This is a genomic window from Vibrio sp. SS-MA-C1-2, from assembly GCF_021513135.1.
GTDB lineage: Bacteria > Pseudomonadota > Gammaproteobacteria > Enterobacterales > Vibrionaceae.
Map to the genome: position 1 here is coordinate 2,132,311 of NZ_CP090981.1, position 19,307 is coordinate 2,151,617.

General features: G+C 37.9%; 17 protein-coding genes. 8 read left to right on the forward strand and 9 right to left on the reverse strand.

Annotated features, from left to right (window positions below):
• Nucleotides 1–2: 2 nt before the first annotated feature.
• From L0B53_RS14120 to L0B53_RS14145, 6 genes are all read right to left on the reverse strand, one after another.
• On the reverse strand, nt 3–2,858 hold the full coding sequence (locus L0B53_RS14120; RefSeq protein WP_235060243.1) for a formate dehydrogenase subunit alpha: 2,856 nt from the start codon (nt 2,856–2,858) through the stop codon (nt 3–5).
• A 10-nt stretch (nt 2,859–2,868) separates the two neighbouring features.
• Complete coding sequence (locus tag L0B53_RS14125) at nt 2,869–3,075, reverse strand: twin-arginine translocation signal domain-containing protein (protein WP_235060244.1); 207 nt, start codon at nt 3,073–3,075, stop codon at nt 2,869–2,871.
• A 147-nt stretch (nt 3,076–3,222) separates the two neighbouring features.
• Complete coding sequence (locus tag L0B53_RS14130; protein WP_235060245.1) at nt 3,223–3,876, reverse strand: molecular chaperone; 654 nt, start codon at nt 3,874–3,876, stop codon at nt 3,223–3,225.
• Between the two features lie 3 nt (nt 3,877–3,879).
• Nucleotides 3,880–5,553, reverse strand: coding sequence for a 4Fe-4S dicluster domain-containing protein (locus L0B53_RS14135; protein WP_235060246.1), 1,674 nt, complete (start codon nt 5,551–5,553; stop codon nt 3,880–3,882).
• Entirely contained in the window at nt 5,553–6,473 is a 921-nt protein-coding gene (locus L0B53_RS14140; RefSeq protein WP_235060247.1) for a DUF3306 domain-containing protein, read from the reverse strand. Before L0B53_RS14140 ends, L0B53_RS14135 begins: the two co-directional genes overlap by 1 nt.
• Nucleotides 6,463–6,990, reverse strand: a complete 528-nt coding sequence (locus tag L0B53_RS14145; RefSeq protein ID WP_409202812.1) for a DUF3305 domain-containing protein — start codon at nt 6,988–6,990, stop codon at nt 6,463–6,465. The genes L0B53_RS14140 and L0B53_RS14145 overlap by 11 nt, the downstream gene beginning before the upstream one ends.
• A 529-nt stretch (nt 6,991–7,519) precedes the next feature.
• Between L0B53_RS14145 and L0B53_RS14150 the strand changes: the two genes are divergently transcribed.
• From L0B53_RS14150 to L0B53_RS14175, 6 genes are all read left to right on the forward strand, one after another.
• A complete protein-coding gene (locus tag L0B53_RS14150; protein WP_235060248.1) occupies nt 7,520–8,356 on the forward strand; it encodes a formate dehydrogenase accessory sulfurtransferase FdhD in 837 nt (278 codons plus the stop codon).
• Nucleotides 8,357–8,468: 112 nt separating this feature from the next.
• Nucleotides 8,469–9,284, forward strand: a complete 816-nt coding sequence (locus L0B53_RS14155; protein ID WP_235060249.1) for a substrate-binding domain-containing protein — start codon at nt 8,469–8,471, stop codon at nt 9,282–9,284.
• Nucleotides 9,285–9,297: 13 nt separating this feature from the next.
• On the forward strand, nt 9,298–9,999 hold the full coding sequence (locus L0B53_RS14160; RefSeq protein WP_235060250.1) for an ABC transporter permease: 702 nt from the start codon (nt 9,298–9,300) through the stop codon (nt 9,997–9,999).
• A gap of 12 nt (nt 10,000–10,011) precedes the next feature.
• Nucleotides 10,012–10,722 (forward strand): ATP-binding cassette domain-containing protein, encoded by a 711-nt coding sequence (locus L0B53_RS14165; protein ID WP_235060251.1) that lies wholly within the window; start codon nt 10,012–10,014, stop codon nt 10,720–10,722.
• Complete coding sequence (gene mobA / locus L0B53_RS14170; protein ID WP_235060252.1) at nt 10,709–11,293, forward strand: molybdenum cofactor guanylyltransferase MobA; 585 nt, start codon at nt 10,709–10,711, stop codon at nt 11,291–11,293. Before L0B53_RS14165 ends, mobA begins: the two co-directional genes overlap by 14 nt.
• The gene (locus L0B53_RS14175; protein WP_235060253.1) at nt 11,290–13,092 is read left to right on the forward strand and encodes a bifunctional molybdopterin-guanine dinucleotide biosynthesis adaptor protein MobB/molybdopterin molybdotransferase MoeA; all 1,803 of its coding nucleotides are present in this window, start codon (nt 11,290–11,292) and stop codon (nt 13,090–13,092) included. The genes mobA and L0B53_RS14175 overlap by 4 nt, the downstream gene beginning before the upstream one ends.
• A 129-nt stretch (nt 13,093–13,221) precedes the next feature.
• On the opposite strand, the gene L0B53_RS14180 is transcribed toward L0B53_RS14175, so the two are convergent.
• The 3 genes from L0B53_RS14180 to L0B53_RS14190 all read right to left on the reverse strand — a co-directional run bounded on the left by L0B53_RS14180 (nt 13,222) and on the right by L0B53_RS14190 (nt 15,718).
• Complete coding sequence (locus L0B53_RS14180) at nt 13,222–13,815, reverse strand: DNA-3-methyladenine glycosylase I (protein WP_235060254.1); 594 nt, start codon at nt 13,813–13,815, stop codon at nt 13,222–13,224.
• A gap of 179 nt (nt 13,816–13,994) precedes the next feature.
• Nucleotides 13,995–14,903: an N-acetylglucosamine kinase gene (nagK, locus tag L0B53_RS14185; RefSeq protein WP_235060255.1), complete on the reverse strand. Its 909-nt coding sequence runs from the start codon at nt 14,901–14,903 to the stop codon at nt 13,995–13,997.
• A 95-nt stretch (nt 14,904–14,998) separates the two neighbouring features.
• On the reverse strand, nt 14,999–15,718 hold the full coding sequence (locus L0B53_RS14190; RefSeq protein WP_235060256.1) for a tRNA-uridine aminocarboxypropyltransferase: 720 nt from the start codon (nt 15,716–15,718) through the stop codon (nt 14,999–15,001).
• 461 nt (nt 15,719–16,179) lie between these two features.
• Here L0B53_RS14190 and L0B53_RS14195 point away from each other — a divergent pair, with 461 nt between their 5' ends.
• Nucleotides 16,180–17,508 carry an Hsp70 family protein gene (locus L0B53_RS14195; protein WP_235060257.1) on the forward strand — a complete coding sequence of 443 codons (1,329 nt, stop codon included), beginning with the start codon at nt 16,180–16,182 and terminating at the stop codon, nt 17,506–17,508.
• 374 nt (nt 17,509–17,882) lie between these two features.
• Nucleotides 17,883–19,292, forward strand: a complete 1,410-nt coding sequence (locus tag L0B53_RS14200; RefSeq protein WP_235060258.1) for an amidohydrolase — start codon at nt 17,883–17,885, stop codon at nt 19,290–19,292.
• Nucleotides 19,293–19,307 lie beyond the last annotated feature (15 nt).

Genomic DNA, 19,307 nt, shown 5'->3' on the forward strand with positions numbered 1-19,307 from the left:
CCTTACGCCTTTGAAATTTTACATAATGTTACTTTGGTTTCTTGCATCTGCGTTACCGGGTCATAACCATAAGTTGTGACGGTATTCGCTGCTTCACCAAGTACATACGGGTCTGTCCCTTCTGGGTATTTAGCGCGCAGATCTTTACCTTGGAAGTGCCCACCGAAGTGGAACGGTAAGAAGGCTAAACCAGAGTTGACTCGACGAGTTACCATTGCTTTAACAAGAATACGTGCTTTCTCTGGGCTCTCAACCCAAACCATTTCCCCATCTTTAATACCAATATCATTCGCATCTTTCGGATTGACTTCAACAAACATCTCTTGTTGTAGTTCGGCTAACCAAGAGTTTGAACGGCTCTCTTCACCACCACCTTCATATTCAACCAAGCGACCCGTTGTAAGAATGATTGGGTACTCTTTCGAGAAGTCATCCTGCTGAATTGATTTATACAGCGTTGGCATACGGAAGATAGACTCACTATCATCATAAGTTGGGTATTTCGCAACCAGATCACGACGAGGAGTATAAAGTGGTTCACGGTGAGTCGGTACACGGTCTGGGAATGTCCAAACAACCGCACGCGCTTTACCATTACCATAAGGAATACAACCGTGCTTAATAGCAACACGTTGAATACCACCAGAAACATCAGTCTTCCAGTTTTTGCCTTCAGCCGCTTTTTTCTCTTCAGCTGTTAGATCATTCCACCAACCTAATTGCTTAAGTAGCTTGTCACTAAACTCTGGGTAACCATCTTCGATTTCACAACCTTTCGAATAGCTTCCATCAGCAAGCAGACTCTTACCTTCAAATTCAACACCGAAACGAGTACGGAAGTTACCGCCACCGTCAGCAACGGGAATTGATGGGTTATAAAGAATATGTGTACCTGGATGCTTAAGCTCTGGCGTACCCCAACATGGCCAAGGAAGACCATATGTCTCACCATTAACAACACCACCTTCTGCTTTAAGCGTTGTATGATGGAATGTATGCCAATTTTTCTGGTGATCTTTTAGGCGCTCAGGGCTTTGACCGGTATAACCGATTGTCCACATACCTTTATTGAATTCTCGGGTTAGATCTTCAATTTGAGGCTTATTGTCTGTCACTTTGATGTTCTTGAATAACTGATCAGCAAAACCTAGCTTCTTCGTTAACAAGTACATGATTTCATGATCAGGTTTCGATTCAAATAACGGCTCAATAACTTGGTCACGCCACTGGATTGAACGGTTTGTTGCCGTAACAGAACCATACGTTTCGAACTGGGTTGTGGCAGGAAGTAGATAGATACCATCGCTACGATCATTCATAATCGCTGCAACAGTTGGGTATGGGTCAACAATAACCATCATATCCAATTTTTCCATCGCTTTTTTGATGTTAACACCACGACTTTGTGAGTTAACTGCATGCCCCCAATAGAACATCGCACGGATATTATCTTTCTGGTCGATCTTGGTTGGATCTTCAAGAACACCATCAGCCCAACGAGATACTGGAATACCCACGCTGTTCATTGGCTTCTTGCCACGATATTTAGCTTGGTCGAAACGGTTAGCAACCCATTCGAAATCTAAATCCCAAACTTTTGACCAGTGTTTCCAGGCTCCATCAGATAGACCGTAGTAACCTGGCAGCGTATTTGAAAGTACACCTAAATCCGTTGCACCCTGTACATTATCGTGACCACGGAAAATGTTAGCACCGCCGCCCTCTTTACCCATGTTACCTAAAGCAAGTTCAAGTACACAGTAAGCACGCGTATTCATGTTACCCGTATGGTGCTGAGTACCACCCATACACCAAACGATACAACCTGGACGATTTTCAGAAAGTAATTTAGCTGTCTGGTAAACATCCTTCTCAGGCACGCCTGTTACACGCTCAACTTCAGCAGGTGTCCACTTCGCTACCTCGGTACGGATCTCATCCATACCAAATACACGCTGGTGGATAAACTCTTTATCTTCCCACTTATTATTGAAGACGTGCCATAACACACCCCATACAAACGAGACATCAGTACCTGGACGAATAGAGACATGAAGATCAGCTTTTGCTGCAGTACGAGTATGACGTGGATCGGCCACGACAATCTTACAACCATTTTTCTCTTTAGCGATTAAAATGTGCTGCATTGCAACCGGATGAGCTTCTGCTGGGTTTGAACCAATAAAAAGGATTGACTTACTGTTATGCATGTCATTAAGGGAGTTGGTCATTGCACCATAACCCCAAGTATTTGCTACACCAGATACGGTGGTTGAGTGACAAATACGAGCCTGGTGGTCAACGTTGTTGGTTCCCCATAATGAAGCCATCTTACGGTAAAGGTAAGCTTGTTCATTATTGTGTTTTGCAGAACCTAACCAGAAAACAGAATCAGGTCCTGACTCCTCTCTGATTTTTAATGCTTGTTCACTGATCTCAGTTAACGCTTGATCCCAAGAAAGCTTCTTCCATTTTCCGCCTTCTAGCTTCATTGGATACTTAAGACGCTTCTCACCATGACCATGCTCACGTAACGCAGCACCTTTTGCACAGTGTCCACCAGCATTAAATGGGTGATCAAATGCAGGCTCTTGTCCTGTCCAAACACCATTTTGAACTTCGGCGTAGATACCACAACCAACAGAACAGTGAGAACAGATTGTTCTTTTAATTTCCGTTGGAACACCATCTAGCGTTTCATCAGCTGCTTGGGCTTTCTTCATCATACCTGGCGCAAGCATACCCGCGCCGGCAACGCCACCAGCAGCAATCGCACTATTCTTAATAAAATTACGTCGACTTACACCATATAGAGATTTTTCTGGTGATGCGGACGGAGATCGTTTTGTTATCTTCATCACTTAATCCTTATAACGTGTTGTAGTAATCGCGGATATGCTGTGTTTCGCTATATCCTGTTTTTACTTCTTTCTTTGCGGGTGTCACTTCGGCACCTGATACCGCTTTTGCCGAAACAGAAGTTGAAACTAATGCTGCTCCACCTGCAACGGTAGCCACGCCCATTCCAGTTAAGAACTTGCGACGACTAACTTTACTTTTATTATCTTCACTCATAAATACACACCTTCTACTGACTACCTATCGATATGTCATTATCTGTTTATGCCCTGACTCATTTCAGTTATTAGTCTGTTAGCCGTAGGCTTTCAGCGACTCTTAACTGCAATCACTTTGGGTATTATTGCGGTACTACTTTTACACTTATTGTTGAACTACTTTGACATCTACTTTAAGTGGTAACAACAAACCTTTTTCTAAATGCAAGAATTGGGTTAACAATTCCGCAACATGGGTATAATAATAGCTGCTTTTTGCCTGTTTGACATCAAAACTAAACTTTTGATACCAAGGTAGAATATGTTGCTCAAAGAAATGGCACTGTTTCTCAGTATCATTTGTCTGAATTAACATAGCCATAACCTCTAACAGAGCAGCCATATGATCTTCTGGTTCAAATACATTATTTTGTCTACTGAACCCGAATTCTTTTAAATTTTGTCGTAATTGCACCAATGGTTTCTCCATCAAAGTGCCTGATAAATACCAAGAAAGGAATGGTAATACTTCACCTCGACCTATCCCGATAAAGAGATCCTGATACTCTTCTTCAATTTGTGCAGTAGAAACTTTCGCACTCGCCTCTTTAAGCTGAGACCATGCCATTTCAATATTGCCATCTTGAGTTGGTGGTAGATCATTAACAGCAGGCACTTCTATTTGTTGTAACCACTCTAGTAATTCTTGAGATGGCGCCGAACGAAGTAGCGTAGCTAATAAGCCATAAATATCAATTCGCATTAACTGCTCTTCGGTTAGTTGAGCCGTTTCAAATTGGATTGGATTACTCTTTTCCATTACTTAAATCTCCAACTGTGATTCAGGGTTGTCATTGATATTTTGGAAGATATCCTTAACACGACAATCTTCACACATCGCAATACGTTTAATAGCATCATCTTTAAAGTGGCTGTGCCCGGCTAATTTTTGTTGTAATTTATCGATTAAAGAGGCTGGAGCAAAAGGCTTACCACATGTCAAACATTCAGCAGCGGGTTCTTTGTGAATCACTCTTGGCTCTTGACGCTCTTGGCGATCCCACACCAAACGAGGTTCAAGGGTAATCACTTTTTCAGGACAAGCTGATTCACAAAGCCCACACTGAATACAATCTTGTTCAACAAACTGCAAACCATGTTGATTATCAAATCCATGAATGGCTCTTGTTGGACAAACCGCAACACAACTCAAGCAGAGCGTACAATCTTTAGTTTCGATATTGACACTGCCATAAGGTGCATCATTAGGAAGTAGAGATACCTTCTGTTCAGGTGTCGTTTCAAAATCTAAATGGTCTGCAGCAATTTGATCTAAAGCATCAAAAATACGTTCACGTTTATTTCCTAATGATTTGTCACTACTGACTTTCCAATTAATTGCTTCTACGGTTTGAATTTCATCTAAACCGACAAATCCAATACGATTCGTATCGATATTGACGTGTGACAACATAGACTGTGCAATTTCAACTTCACTGGTTAAAATGTCATAAATACTAGCAGGAACAGTGGCAGTTTTAGCTAAAGTGACTTGTTCTGCACCATAAAGGAGTGCCGTTAACCAAGTATCAAGACCTACAGATCCCACTTCTTCTAATGCAATAGGCAGAATAGAGGTAGAGGCGGTCGCTAAAAACGTATTGACCTGTTCAAGATCTTCTTGACCAAAGAAAAGGATCGAGGGTGATTGACCATGACTAGCACGATAATTATTTAATAGATTAAAAAGGTAGTGCTGAGATTGTAATGCTTCGGGTAGTGCATAACTGATCGCCTCTGTCGGACAAGCTGTTGCGCAAGTTCCCACACCCTGACATAAAAAAGGATCAATGTTGATTGAGAAATCATCAGAACTGATTGCACCCGCAGGACAAACCGATAAGCATCGTGTACAGCCCTTAACACCACGAGAGTTATGAGCACAAATGTCACTATTTAATTGGAAATATTTTGGCTTATCAAACTCACCGATTAATCCAGAAACAGATTCAATAACATCCGCTAACTGTTCACTTTCTGCTGCGATATGGTAATAACCAATTGGAGCAACAGGTAGTGCAATCATTGGCTTTTCAGAGAGATCGATTATCACATCGAACTGTTTTCTATTAATTGCAACTTCCGCTAGGTTTGCACTGCCGATAATCGCGTTTTCCAGCATACACTTAACGCTAAAGTTACCTAGGTAACCAGCAACTTCAATATTATTACTGTAAAAGGTAGAAAAAGTGTTTTCAGTCACTTGTTCAGGCAGTTCTGCTTTCTCGGTACTTAATAAAGTTATTGAATTTAAGCCTTCAACTTGTTTTGCAACGGTAAGTATTTCAGACTCTTTACCAATGATAACCAAATGCCCATGGCTATCGTAACTGACTGTCGGTGGGATCAAATTTGAAACTTCAACTGTTTTGGCGAAAGCTTCTTTTCTAGCGATTCCATTTTGACATGTAAATTGGTCAAATATATCGTATTTCATTATTGATTATTCCTATCACCTAAATCATCATGTTGCAGCGGAGCAAGTTGATCTTCTTGTTCAGGCTGCGCTAAATTTTCATCTACAGATTGATGAGGTTGTAATACTTTTTCATCCATCACATTTGGACTTTGCGTGGGTAATTCTTTTTCTGGTCGCGCTTCAAGTTCTAAATCAATGTCAAGATCAGAACTGGCCTCAAATTCCCCCTCTTCTGATTGAGCAACAACATCGCTATGTTCTTCTACGCTAGTATCTTCATTATTGTTTTCATTCATGATGCTGCTCTCAGAGTCATTAACGATTAATTCTGATTCATCATCGATAACTTCTGTAGCCAGATTATTTGAGCGTTCATTCTCATCAGTTTGCGCCTTAAGCATATTTTTAAGTCGCTCAGAAACATCCGCCGGTAATTTTTTTAATGTCGTGTAATCATCATCATACTCATTTAATCCGTCTCTAAAGTTATAAGCAGATTGATGGAATACTTTTCTCAATGCGGCTTTTTTTAATGCCTGACTGACTCCTGCAACGAGAAAATCACTGACATTTGATGATTCATCTATATTTTCGATTGAACGAGAGAGCGCTTCTTCATCTATTTCTTGTTCATTTTCCGAATTATTTATATTTAATTCGGAAGGATTCTCAACTCTTGAGTTTAATTGAGAATCATTATCCTTGTCATTCTCGATATTAATGACTTGGTTTTGAATTAAGCTTTGATTATTATTTAATTCAATTTCACTATCGTTAATTAAACGCTGATCAGAGTGATTGAATTCAGTCGTTATCTGGTCATTAATTTCATTGACTTCAGCGTGAACATTTTCATCTACATCCTTATTTTCTTGCTCTTTAGGTTGTAATTTCCGTTGCGACCAACGAGATAAAAATGAGCCTTCATTATTTTCCACTAGAACGCCCCTTACCTTTTTTCTTTTTACGTCCCATTTCAAGCAATTCACCATGACGGCCAATATAGGCCTCGACCCATGCTTGGATTGGTAATGGCATTGGCATTGATAATACTTGATAATCTGCATCAAGAAATTGTGCAGCATTAGTTTGTGACACCGTCACCAAGTCTGGGACAAATAACTCCTCTTCCTCAAAACAAGGAATAAAAAGAGTCGGATGTTGTGAACTTAAATTAAAACGATAATCAGTACGTTCATCACGGTGAAGTTCAAGCTCTAAACAATACGTTGTTGTACACCTATTCTCTTCCGTGGATGTTTGATGAAGATGAGTAAGTTGCTCAAGAAATAGAACTTTATCCTCTGGCTGATAAAGAGAAACATTCTCAATAGACCAATTCCAAGATGCCCATTTCCCAACAATTGATTCGATACCCACAATATCAAACTTAATTGACCAAATGCTCTCACTTTTTATCAGCGCATTTTTATCAAAATCTAATTGATTACTCACTTATTATTTCCTCAATGTTAGATTGCATATGATGAATTGAATTAATTTGTTAGATCATAAGTTACAAATCAGTACGCGTTGATAAAGAAACATGACAAATCGAATAAAAAGTTAATTCAAATTGAGTATAGTTAATGATTACACAGATTTGTTGATCTTAATAACTAGCAGTGTGAATTTATTTGATGCAAAGCAAACAAATAACAATATAAAGAGTACGTATTCAAGCAAAATACCTAAATGTGAGTAAATGAAAATGATTTTGTTACCTTCAAGCCACTGACTTGAAAGGTATTTCACTATGAACACCATTGTACACCCCGACAAATATAGAGTTTAAACTCTATTAATGGGTAAGCTATTTGTTTGTATAAATTTTCCTTATAGAATTGATTCACTAACAAATAATCAAATTTTAAAGATTATTTTCATCGTATTCTTAACAATATTAATAACAAATTGTTGTCTTATTATTATAAGTGTCTATTATCTATAGACTATCTATTAAATTCACTAGGTAAAAACTGCTATGACTAAGCGAAATCTTAAAATTTTAATGGCAACAGACTCTCCGACCCAAACTCTCTCTGTCGACGTCATGGATGAGTATGGTGAAATATTAACAAGAGAAATTGCCTGCGAACGTCCCTTAACCGTTTATTTAAATTGGGTCGAGGTTGTTACATTAATGACGTTGGGGTCTCGTCCAGCCACTTTAGTATTAGGTTATTTAAAAAACCAACATTTTATTAAAGATATTGATGCAATCGAATCAATCATTATTGATTGGGATAGCTCTTCAGCTGCGGTCATTACTAGTGAAAAGACTCAAGATGTAGAAAAAAAGTTAGAAAAGAAAACCGTCACCTCTGGTTGTGGTCAAGGCACCATGTATGGAAATGTGATGAAGCAACTTGAAGGTTATAAAGTTCCTCAAGTTAAAATATTACAATCTAAACTTTACGAACTATTAGAAGCATTAACGCATCATAATGATACTTATAAAGCAGCAGGAGCTGTGCATGGTTGTGCAGTCTGTAGAGACACATCTATCGTCTCTTTTGTTGAAGATGTTGGTCGCCATAATGCAGTTGATACTTTAGCTGGAGAAATGTGGCTCAATGGTGAAGAAGGGGCAGATAAAATCTTTTATACCACCGGTCGTTTGACGTCAGAAATGGTGATTAAAGTTGCACAGATGGGGATACCTGTTCTTCTATCCCGCTCAGGTGTGACCCAAATGGGTTTAGATTTAGCCCAGCAGTTTGGGATTACCATTATTGCTCGTGCAAAAGGTCATCGTTTTCAGGTCTTTACTGGACATGAGAATATGAATTTTGATGTCAAAGGCAATACCGAGAAATAAAAATGAATTGAATACTTAAGTAACCCATTAATAAACAATGGGTTACTTTTTCAACATCAATATTCTTCTCGAGTAAAGCATTATATTATCTACTCTCCATTAAGGATCTATCATGTTTAAAAAATTAGTCAAAATTGGTATTGTCACCTCTTTGCTCTGCTCTTTTTCCAGTTTTGCGAATGATAATTCAATTATTCGTCTCGCTACAACCACCAGTACTTACCATTCTGGATTATTAGAGCACCTATTCCCCACTTTTGAAAATGAGACGGGTTATAAGGTTCAAATTTTTGCTCAAGGTACAGGAAAAAGCTTGAAAATGGGTGAAAGTGGTGATGTTGATTTAGTGATGACTCATGCCCCTAAAGCAGAACAAAAATTTATTGATGATGGCTTTGGTATCTTACCGCGCCAGCTGATGTATAACGATTTCATTATTGTTGGACCGAACAATGATCCTGCAAAAATCAAAGATACACACAATGCAACTGCGGCATTAAAAGCCATAGCTAATAGTGACTCTATCTTTGTTTCTCGAGGTGATGATTCAGGCACCAATAAAAAAGAACTGAATCTCTGGTCTAAACTTAATATTAAACCTGACTTTGACCAATATCGTTCAGCAGGTCAAGGTATGGGGCCAGTATTAATTATGACCTCTGAATTTCAGGGCTATACTTTAACAGACCGTGGAACCTGGCTCGCCTATCAAGATAAATTAGATTTAGAATTAATGGTTGAAGGTGATAAAGCACTCTTTAATCCATATCAAGTTATTATAGTTAATCCTAAGTTATATCCTTCACTTAATACTAAAGGTGCTCGAGCCTTAAGTGACTGGTTAGTCGGTAATGAGGCACAAGCGATTATCAATAACTATAAAGTCAAAGGACAGAAGTTGTTTACCGCAAATGCTAATGCTAAGTAAAAGGTAGTTAACAATGAGTATTATGGATACGACCAAAGAAGCGATAAATCTACTTTTTAGCGGCGATCACGACTTATGGAGCATTGTGGCCGTCTCTTTTTCAGTTTCTTTGTTATCAATTGCCCTTGTCTTAATTCCAGGAACGCTACTTGGATTTTTACTTGCTCGATTTAAATTTTTTGGTCATACCATTTTACTCACGTTAGTTACCACCTTGCAATCTGTACCCACAGTTGTTATCGGTCTGCTACTCTATATGTTGTTATCTCGTTCTGGTCCTTTGGGTGATTGGCATTGGTTATTTACCCAAAAAGCGATGATTTTTGGGCAGATGCTCATTAGCTTCCCGATTATTGTCTCGATGAGTCATGCCGTATTCCAGAATAGTGATCAACGAGTTTGGGAGACAGCAAAAACGTTAGGCGCCTCTAACATTCAGGCATTGAAAAAATTGTTATGGGAATACCGATTTCCACTTCTGGCTGCTGTTATTTTTGCTTTTAGTCGAATAATTACCGAGGTTGGTAGCTCAATGATGGTGGGAGGTAATTTGTTAGGGAGTACACGAAACATCCCTACTGCTATCGCATTGGAGAGTCAAAAAGGCTCCTTTGCACAAGGTGTTGCGTTAGGAATAGTGTTATTAATTCTTGCGCTAGTTTTAAATTTAGTCCTTTCTATTGCCCGTGGAAAGGGTTATTTAAAGAGTAATTAATTTGGATCTGTTATGAGTAAAACACATTTAGTTAATTTAAATGCCCAAGATATTTCTAAGCAGTTTGGACAACGTTTACTTTTTAATATTGAATCATTAGAACTTCAATCTGGCATTGCAACCTATCTCAATGGAGCAAACGGCGTTGGTAAAACGACATTATTAAAAATTCTAGCCGGCATTATTAAACCAACTACTGGTAGAGTTAAAGGCACTTTGCATCAAAAATGGTATCAAAAATACCGCTCTAACACTTTGCAACAACAAGTGATTTATATGCATCAGAGTCCTTACTTATTTGATGGCACAGTGTTAGATAATGTTCGTTATGGTCTCAAGTTCACTAATATGAACAAACAGCAAACTTATATCATGGCATTAAACAGCTTAAAATTGGTTCACTTAGAATCATTTGCTAATGAACATATCTCTGTTCTTTCCGGTGGAGAACGTCAACGTGTTGCCATGGCTAGGGCATGGGTATTGAAACCCTCTGTTTTATTGATGGATGAACCTAGCGCAAATCTTGATGAAGAGTCCATTGTTGGTCATGTTGACTTGGTAAAAGACCTGCTTAACCAAGGAACAAGTATTATCATTACCAGTCATCAACAAAATGCTTTGACAGATCTTTGTAAACAACATTTAATATTGGAAAATAAAGTACTTATTCAGAAACCTGATCTGCAAATAATTAAAGGAAAGAATTATGCCTACGGCTGAACAGACTAGCTGGGTAATCCTAGCTGGTGGACAAGCAACACGAATGGGCGGTAACGATAAAGGGTTGGTCAAATTAAATGGTCAGCCTTTTATTCAACATGTGATAAATTCACTTTCCCCACAAACCGATAATATTTTCATCAATGCAAATCGAAATATAGAACAATATCGTCAATATGCCACAGTATTTCATGATCAGTTTGAAGGTTATCCTGGTCCACTAGGTGGTATTCATGCAGCACTACAAAAAATTGATACTGACTGGGTTGGATTTGTTCCTTGCGACTGCCCTAACCTTCCCGTTGATCTAGTATCACGAATGGTTAATGCCTGTCATGAAGAGACGGATATTGCGGTTGCCCATGATGGCCAATATATTCAACCGGTTGTCACCCTATTCCATCGCCGTGTTTTTAGTAAGTTAGATGCTTTTTTACAACGCGGAGACCGAAAGATTATCCTACTCTATAAAGATTGCAATACAGTAGAAGTCGATTTCTCAGACCAACCAAATGCATTTATTAACCTAAATTCAATGGATGACATTTCGAAATACGGAAACTTATCATGATATCTCAAACACCGATTGTCGGTTTTGCTGCCTATAGCGGCACAGGTAAAACAACGTTATTAGAGCAATTAATCCCTGTTTTACGTAATAAAAATCTAAAACTTGCTGTGATTAAACATGCCCATCATGACTTCGATATCGATCAAGATGGTAAGGATAGTTACCGTTTACGTAAAGCAGGCGCAGATCAAATGTTGATCTCTTCACGTTATCGCAACGCATTAATTAGTGAGACACCTGATACTGAAGCTGATCTTAATAGCTTATTGGGTCAGCTTGATCATCAAGATTTAGATTTGGTATTAATTGAAGGATTTAAGAAACTTAACTTCCCAAAAATTGAACTTCATCGTGATGTCATTGGTAAACCTTGGATTTATCCAGATGATAAAAATATTATTGCCATTGCAACAGAATTAGCGACTCAAACAACGTTGGACACATCATCCAATTCAAAAAAACTCCCTTTAATTGATATTAATGACGTTGACGCTATCGCTGATTTTATTACTCACAATGTTATCTCAGCACCAGTAGAACCAAGTGATCAGACAAATGTTGATCCATTTACTGCCGGTTTTCTTTCTGTTGATGAAGGATTAAGTAAAATTCTTGCTGAAATTACTTTACCTGAAACAGCAACAGAAGTGGATCTTATCTCCAGCATTGGACAGGTATCAGCAAAAAACATTTTATCGCCAATTAATGTTCCACAGCATAATAATTCAGCAATGGATGGTTACGCTATTCGTAATGAAGATATCGATCTTCCCTCTTTCACTGTTGTCGCAGAGGTGTTAGCGGGTCATAGTTATGACGGTGAATTAAATGAGGGCGAAGCCGTTCAGATCATGACAGGGGCACCTGTACCTAAAGGTGCAGGAACCGTTATTATGCGTGAGCAGTCTGAGAAAATTGATAATCAAGTCAACTTCTCTGCTGCAAAAGGCAAAATAAAAGCGGGTCAAAATGTTCGTTTAGCGGGTGAAGATTTAGCGATCAATGAAGTTGCTGTCGCCAGAAACAGTAAAATATCTTCTGCTGAAGCAGGATTAATTGCCTCCCTTGGAATTAATCAAGTTGCAATCTTTGCACCGATTAAAGTTGCAATTTTCTCGACTGGTGATGAAGTTCAAGCTCCGGGGACACCGTTAGAAAAAAACTGCATCTTTGACTCAAACCGTTACACTGTCACTGGAATGTTAAACCGCCTTGGTTGTCAGGTCATTGATTTTGGCATCATTGAAGATACCGAGAAGAGTTTAATCGATACCTTACAACAAGCATCAGAGCAAGCTGATCTCGTGATCTCATCTGGTGGGGTTTCTGTTGGTAATGCCGATTATATTAAGTCAGCACTAAACCAGCTTGGCAGTATCGATTTTTGGCGTATCAATATGCGCCCCGGTCGCCCTTTAGCATTTGGTAAGCTAGGCTCAACCGATAAAACCCCTTTCTTTGGTTTACCCGGAAATCCCGTTGCGGTCATGGTGACGATGCTACAATTTGTTGAACCGGCTATTCGTAAATTACAAGGTTTAAACAATTGGCAGCCTGAGACCTTTTTGGCAAAAGCCGGTGAATTTATCCGTTCTCGTCCCGGCCGTACAGAATATAGCCGCGGTATCTACTTCATTAATGGCAATGGCCAACTTGAGGTGAAAACGACCGGTCAACAAGGATCGGGGATTTTACGCTCAATGTCCGAAGCAAACTGCTTAATTGAAGTTAAACCGGAACAAGCGAATGCAGACGTCGGGGATTTTGTCACTATTATTCCGTTAGAAGGTCGAATTTAATTTAGCTGAATTTTTTCGAATAAAAAAGCCAGTGGAACTTTTCTCTTTCTAGTTAAAAGTTAATTCCACTGGCTTTTTCTACATCTACAGTTTAGTGCTAAACTTTTAATATCGAACATTAATCATCGTTCAATTATTCGATTTGTTTACCACTTGATTACGCCTATAACAGTCTTTACTATGATCATTCACCATACCGCAGGCTTGCATAAAGGCATAAACCGTTGTGGAACCTAAAAATTTAAAACCTCGCTTTTTTAATGCTTTAAACAACTTATCTGACTCTGGTGTCGTTGCAACTTGATAATCTTCAAGGGTATTAGAGTGTCGAATAATCACTTTATGGTCAACAAATCCCCATAAAAAGTCAGAAAGAGAACCATGCTCTTTTTGAATCTCTAAAACTAATTTAGCATTATGAATAGCGGCATTGATTTTCTGACGATGCCGAACGATACCACTATTTTGGAGTAGCTCTTCAACTTTCTCTTGGTCAAATTCAGCGACTTCAATAGGATCAAAATTAGCAAATGCGGTGCGATAGTTTTCACGTTTCTTTAAAATCGTATACCAACTTAACCCTGCTTGCGCTGACTCAAGAGTTAGGTACTCAAATAAAGTTTGATCATCATAAATTGGTACACCCCATTCGGTATCATGGTAGTGGACGTAATCTTCTTTACTTAAATCTAACCAAGGACAACGTATTTTTTGCTCAGCCATTTTTCAATCCTCAATAAAAAAACACCTTAATCTCTACGATAAACGTAATTATTCAGGTGCTTATAGCGTCGCTATACCTTTAATATTTGAAGCGACTAGGTCGTTTCTTCGCCTACTAGCAACTCCAATTATTTTCGGTCTATTTAAAAAATGTTTATTACTTAATCATTCATAAAGCATTATTTAATATTTAGGAATGCAGCACCACGAACACCACCTGAATCACCATGCTTTGCTTTAATCAGCTTAGGTGGTTTAGCCACAGATAAAAGATGTTTCTGCATACGAGTTGGAACTTCTTGATAAAGTAGTTCGTAATTAGATAAACCGCCACCCAACACCACAACATCAGGATCTAATGCAGTAAAGAGATTTGCAAAACAGATCGACACCAACTCCATAAAGCGATCAACATGTTCTACTGCTTTTTCTTCACCCTCAGCCTGTTTTGTAATGATCTCAATAGCCGATAACTTTTCGCCATAATAGTGTAGATACAGTTGTTCAAAACCACGGCCAGAAAGATAATTATCCATACAGCCTTTGTTTCCACATCCACAAGAAAATAACGGCGCTTTTTCACCAAGATGGAACCAAGCATCAATAGGTAAACGCATGTGCCCTACTTCGCCAGCTACATGATGGGATCCAGAAAAAACTTGCCCATCAAAAATTAAACCGCCACCAAAACCAGTACCGAGAATAAGACCAGCAACACAATCAACGCCTTGTAAATCTTCATCCCAAGCTTCAGAAAGCGCAAAACAGTTTGCATCATTCTCAATTTTAACGGGTCGATTAATCGCTTTTTCAAGATCCTGTTGTAATGGCTTATCACTTGCTGCTGGTACATTAACCGTTAATACTAAACCTGTTTCAGCATCTGTCATCCCAGGGATCCCAAGACCAACACTTCCTTTACAATCAAATTGTTGGTCATATTTGTTAACCAGCTCTGCAATGGTATTAACCAAGTTATCATAGTTATCAGTAGGTGTCGGGACACGCTCTGTTGCCACTCGATTTAATTGCTCATCAAATGCACCAAATTCAATTTTTGTTCCACCGACATCAAAACCGTAATACATATAAACTCCATTTAAAAATAATTTAGGGTTATCCCTAATTTTGAAATTGTTATTAAACTTTAGGGTGTTCAATTTGTGAAGCAGCTACTTTTTTATTATTTTTGGTTAGTTAAAGCAACATACTTATCTAGTGAACACTCTTCCGGAAGTTGACGACTCATCTTCCCGGCAATATATCTCTCTTTAAAGCAGTCAAACCACAAGTTTAATTGATCTGCCGCTTTTTGTTCATTCGCCAAAGATAGCACGATAGCAGCGACTTCTGCTGTAGCAAGCTGATTATCATGAGAAGCGGATCTCATTTTATAACGAGAAATTTCCTGTGGAGTAATAGAAAGAATCGGTAAATCACGTAAATATGAACTTTTATGGAATATTTTACGTGCCTCACGCCAGCTACCATCCAGTAATATAAATAGGGGTTTCTTGTTCGGCTCTCTTTCAACGTTAGAAATAACTGTTTGTTCAACCGCATATTCACCAGGAAAAACAAGAAAAGGCTGATATTCAGAATTCTGTAATAAATTTAATAACATCTGATCAGGCTTAGTTCTGGACCATATAAAAGCATAAGTTTCTTCAATATTATCAGCAATTAAACGACCAGTATTACTCGGTTTTAACACTTCATTATCATGCATTAATAAAATAACCGCGGCATTACATTCAACTGTTTGACGATATTGGCATAAACAGAAATCAGGTTTAAGCATACACAAAGGGCAACGAATTAATTTAGCCCCTCTCGCTCTAAATGGTTTTTTTGAAATAGCGAGTCTATTGGCATGTAGTTTTTGAATAGCGTGAGGCTTCATTACTGTTTATCTTTATTCTTAAATATGGACGACTGATTATACTTTTATTTGTAATATTTGTAATGATTTTCCTCACTGACTGCTTGTTATTAAGCGGTTTTCATTTTTTCCACTTTCCAGGTTGTTTGTTTTATATACAAACAACCATTTGCTTATTGATTATTTGCATACAACATATAAAGTTATAGTGCACTAGTTATTATGATGAACGAGTACAGGTGATAAAAAAGAAATCTATCATTAAATAATTGAGGAGTTAATTATTTAATGATAAACCGTTATACTCAAAGTAATTGGAGTTGGTATTAGGCAGCAAGTGATTGAGCTCCATGAGTATAGATATACTCTATAATTACGGCGAACGAACACAGACAACAACCTAACAACTTCAAGTATCACGGGTATATAATACTCGAAAATAGACAACTGGATTTAATATGTTTATATAAGTAGAATAAATTATGACAAAATATTGTGGCTTAGATTTTGGTACATCAAACTCTACAATTGGTAGTTTTTTAAACAACAGCAATGCAACTTCTCAATTTTCATTAATTCCAGTTGAAGAAGGAAAGAATACCCTTCCAAGTGCTATTTTTTATAGTTTTGAAGATGGTGAACAATTTTTTGGCCGAGAAGCCATTAATGAATATACCGAAGGTGAGTTTGGGCGTTTATTACGTTCTTTAAAAAGTGTTCTCGGTACACCCTTAATGCATGAAAAAACTCAAATTCGTGGTCAACTTCTCCCCTTTACCGCGATTATTGAATCTTTTCTATCTGAACTGAAGACAAGAGCAGAAAAGCAAAGTGGCCACCAATTTAATCAAGTCGTTTTAGGTCGTCCGGTTTACTTTGTCGATGGTAATCAAGAAGCAGATAAATCCGCTGAATTAGCATTAGTGACGGCGGCTAAAGCTGCTGGCTTTGATCAAGTTCAACTCCAATTCGAACCAATTGCCGCAGCGCTTGATTACGAAAATACGATTAATAAAGAAGAAATTGCGATGATCATCGATTTAGGTGGTGGTACCTCTGACTTTTCAATTGTTCGTATCTCGCCAGAAAGATCTAAACTAGATGATAGAAAATCGGATATTCTCGCCAATGATGGTATTCATATTGGTGGAACCGATTTTGATAAACAGTTGAGTTTAAATGCGATCCTTCCCGATTTTGGCTATAAAAGCCAACTTATTTCTGATTCAGGAAAATTACCTAAATCAGGATTATTTGGATTATCTGAAGAAGATAAATTTGTCAAAACCATAGAGATGCCATCTAAATATTTTATTGATCTTGCAACTTGGCACCGAATTCATTTCTTATATGAACCAAAGATTGCAAATGAAATAAAAGCATTACTTTTAAAAACTACGGATAGGAAGCAATTAGATCGTTTATTAAAGCTGATTAATCAAAAAGATGGGCACCGTCTTGCTTTAGATGTCGAAGCATTGAAATTTAATTTAACAAACAATGTACAAGCAAACCTCTCTTTAAATTATATAGAGCAAGGTTTTCAAACAAACATCAAACGTGAGCAGTTTGAGTCAGCGATTAATCGTGATCTCAATGAGATTAAAAATAAAATACTTGAGACTATCCAACAAGCCGGACTAAAAAAGAATAATATCACTAAAGTCTTTATGACCGGTGGTTCTACTTTTATCCCTGTTATTAATCAATTAGTACATCAAATATTTCCTGATATTGAAATTGTCAGTGGCGATAAATTCGGTAGTGTAGGTTTAGGCCTTGCTTTAGATGCTCATCGTAAATTTCAATAATCGTATTTATTCATTCTCAATTTACATTTAATCTAAAGTTATTGAAGTTGCTAGTAGCAGAAATCAGTAAGACCCCATAAGTATCGATATTCTATATGATTGGGGTCGTCATCAACTTAGCGGTATCAAGAGGAGATTAGTAATCAGTCGAAATATTAACCACATTAATGTAATTTATCGTCAAGTTCTATTTTAATCAGTGATTAAATTCATAAGCAAGATCACACTTTCTATTTTGATATGATACTCTTCTCTCTTATCTGCTCAATCTCTATTTCTATTTTTAGATAAAGTCAGTAATATCCCTATGAATTATTGTTCATAGGATTTTTCTATGTGCAATGTAATAAAAATAAAAATCAGGGAATATTGCTATGAATTTCAAACGCACCTTTTTATCATTTGCTATTGCAGCAAGCTCATTTTGTGGATTGAATGCAAATGCTGCTGAGCAAGTTGATCTTATGATCACAGATGCCACAGTACTCACAATGAATAACACCAAAGAGACATTCACTCACGGTACTGTAGTAGTAAAAGATAATAAGATTATTGCTGTTGGTGATGAAGCATTAGCGAAACAATATCAAGCAAAAAAGCTTCTTGATGTTGATGGCGATATTGTCATGCCAGGATTAATTAATACCCATACTCACGTATCAATGACGGTATTTCGTTCGTTAGCGGATGATGTACCCGATCGCTTACATCGTTATATTTTCCCTCTTGAAGCGAAATTAGTTTCTCGAGATATGGTTCGTATTGGGGCTAATCTGGGTAACGTTGAAATGGTAAAAGGCGGTGTAACAACTTATGCTGATATGTACTATTTTGAGGATGAAGTAGCAAAAACCGTTGATAAAATCGGTATGCGAGCAATCCTAGGTGAATCGGTCATTAAATTCCCTGTCGCTGATGCTGAGAATGCAGAGGCTGGTATCGCTTACGCATTAAATTTCATTGAAGAGTACAAAGATCACCCTCGTATAACTCCTGCTTTCGCTCCTCATGCCCCGTATACCAATACCACCGAAATCCTTCAAAAGATTGCTAAGCTTTCAACTGAAATGGACGTCCCTGTTATGATCCATTTAGCTGAATCTCATCGTGAAGTAGAAAAAATATCTGAGCGTTCTGGTGGCCTTTCACCCGTTGCTTATATGGATAGCATTGGTGCGTTGAATGATAAATTAATCGGCGCGCATATGATACTGGTTGATCAAGCTGATATTAAATTAGTTAAAGCATCTGATATGGGTGTCGCCCATAATATGAGTGCCAACATTAAATCAGCAAAAGGTGTATCCCCCGCTCTTTCAATGTACGATCAAGATGTTCGAATCGGCTTAGGCACAGACGGTCCAATGTCTGGAAATTCATTAAGTACTATTGATGAATTCAATCAGGTAGCCAAAGTTCATAAGCTTGTAAATAAAGATCGTGCTGCCATGCCACCAATTAAAGTCATTGATATGGCAACAATGGGGGCAGCTAAAGCCCTTCATATGGAAGATAAAATTGGCTCTCTAGAAGTAGGTAAATTGGCTGATATTATTGTTATCGATACAAAATCAGCGAATATGACACCAATGTATAACCCATATTCAGCACTTGTTTATTCTGCAAATGCAGGAAACGTAAAACATACTATCGTTGATGGCAAGATCTTAATGGAAGATCGTAAAATGCTAACTGTTAATGAACAAGAGATCATTGATGAAGCGGTTGCATTTACCGATATCGTAAGAAAAACGGTTATCGAAAGTGGTGAAAAAGTACAATAATAACGATTCTAAAAA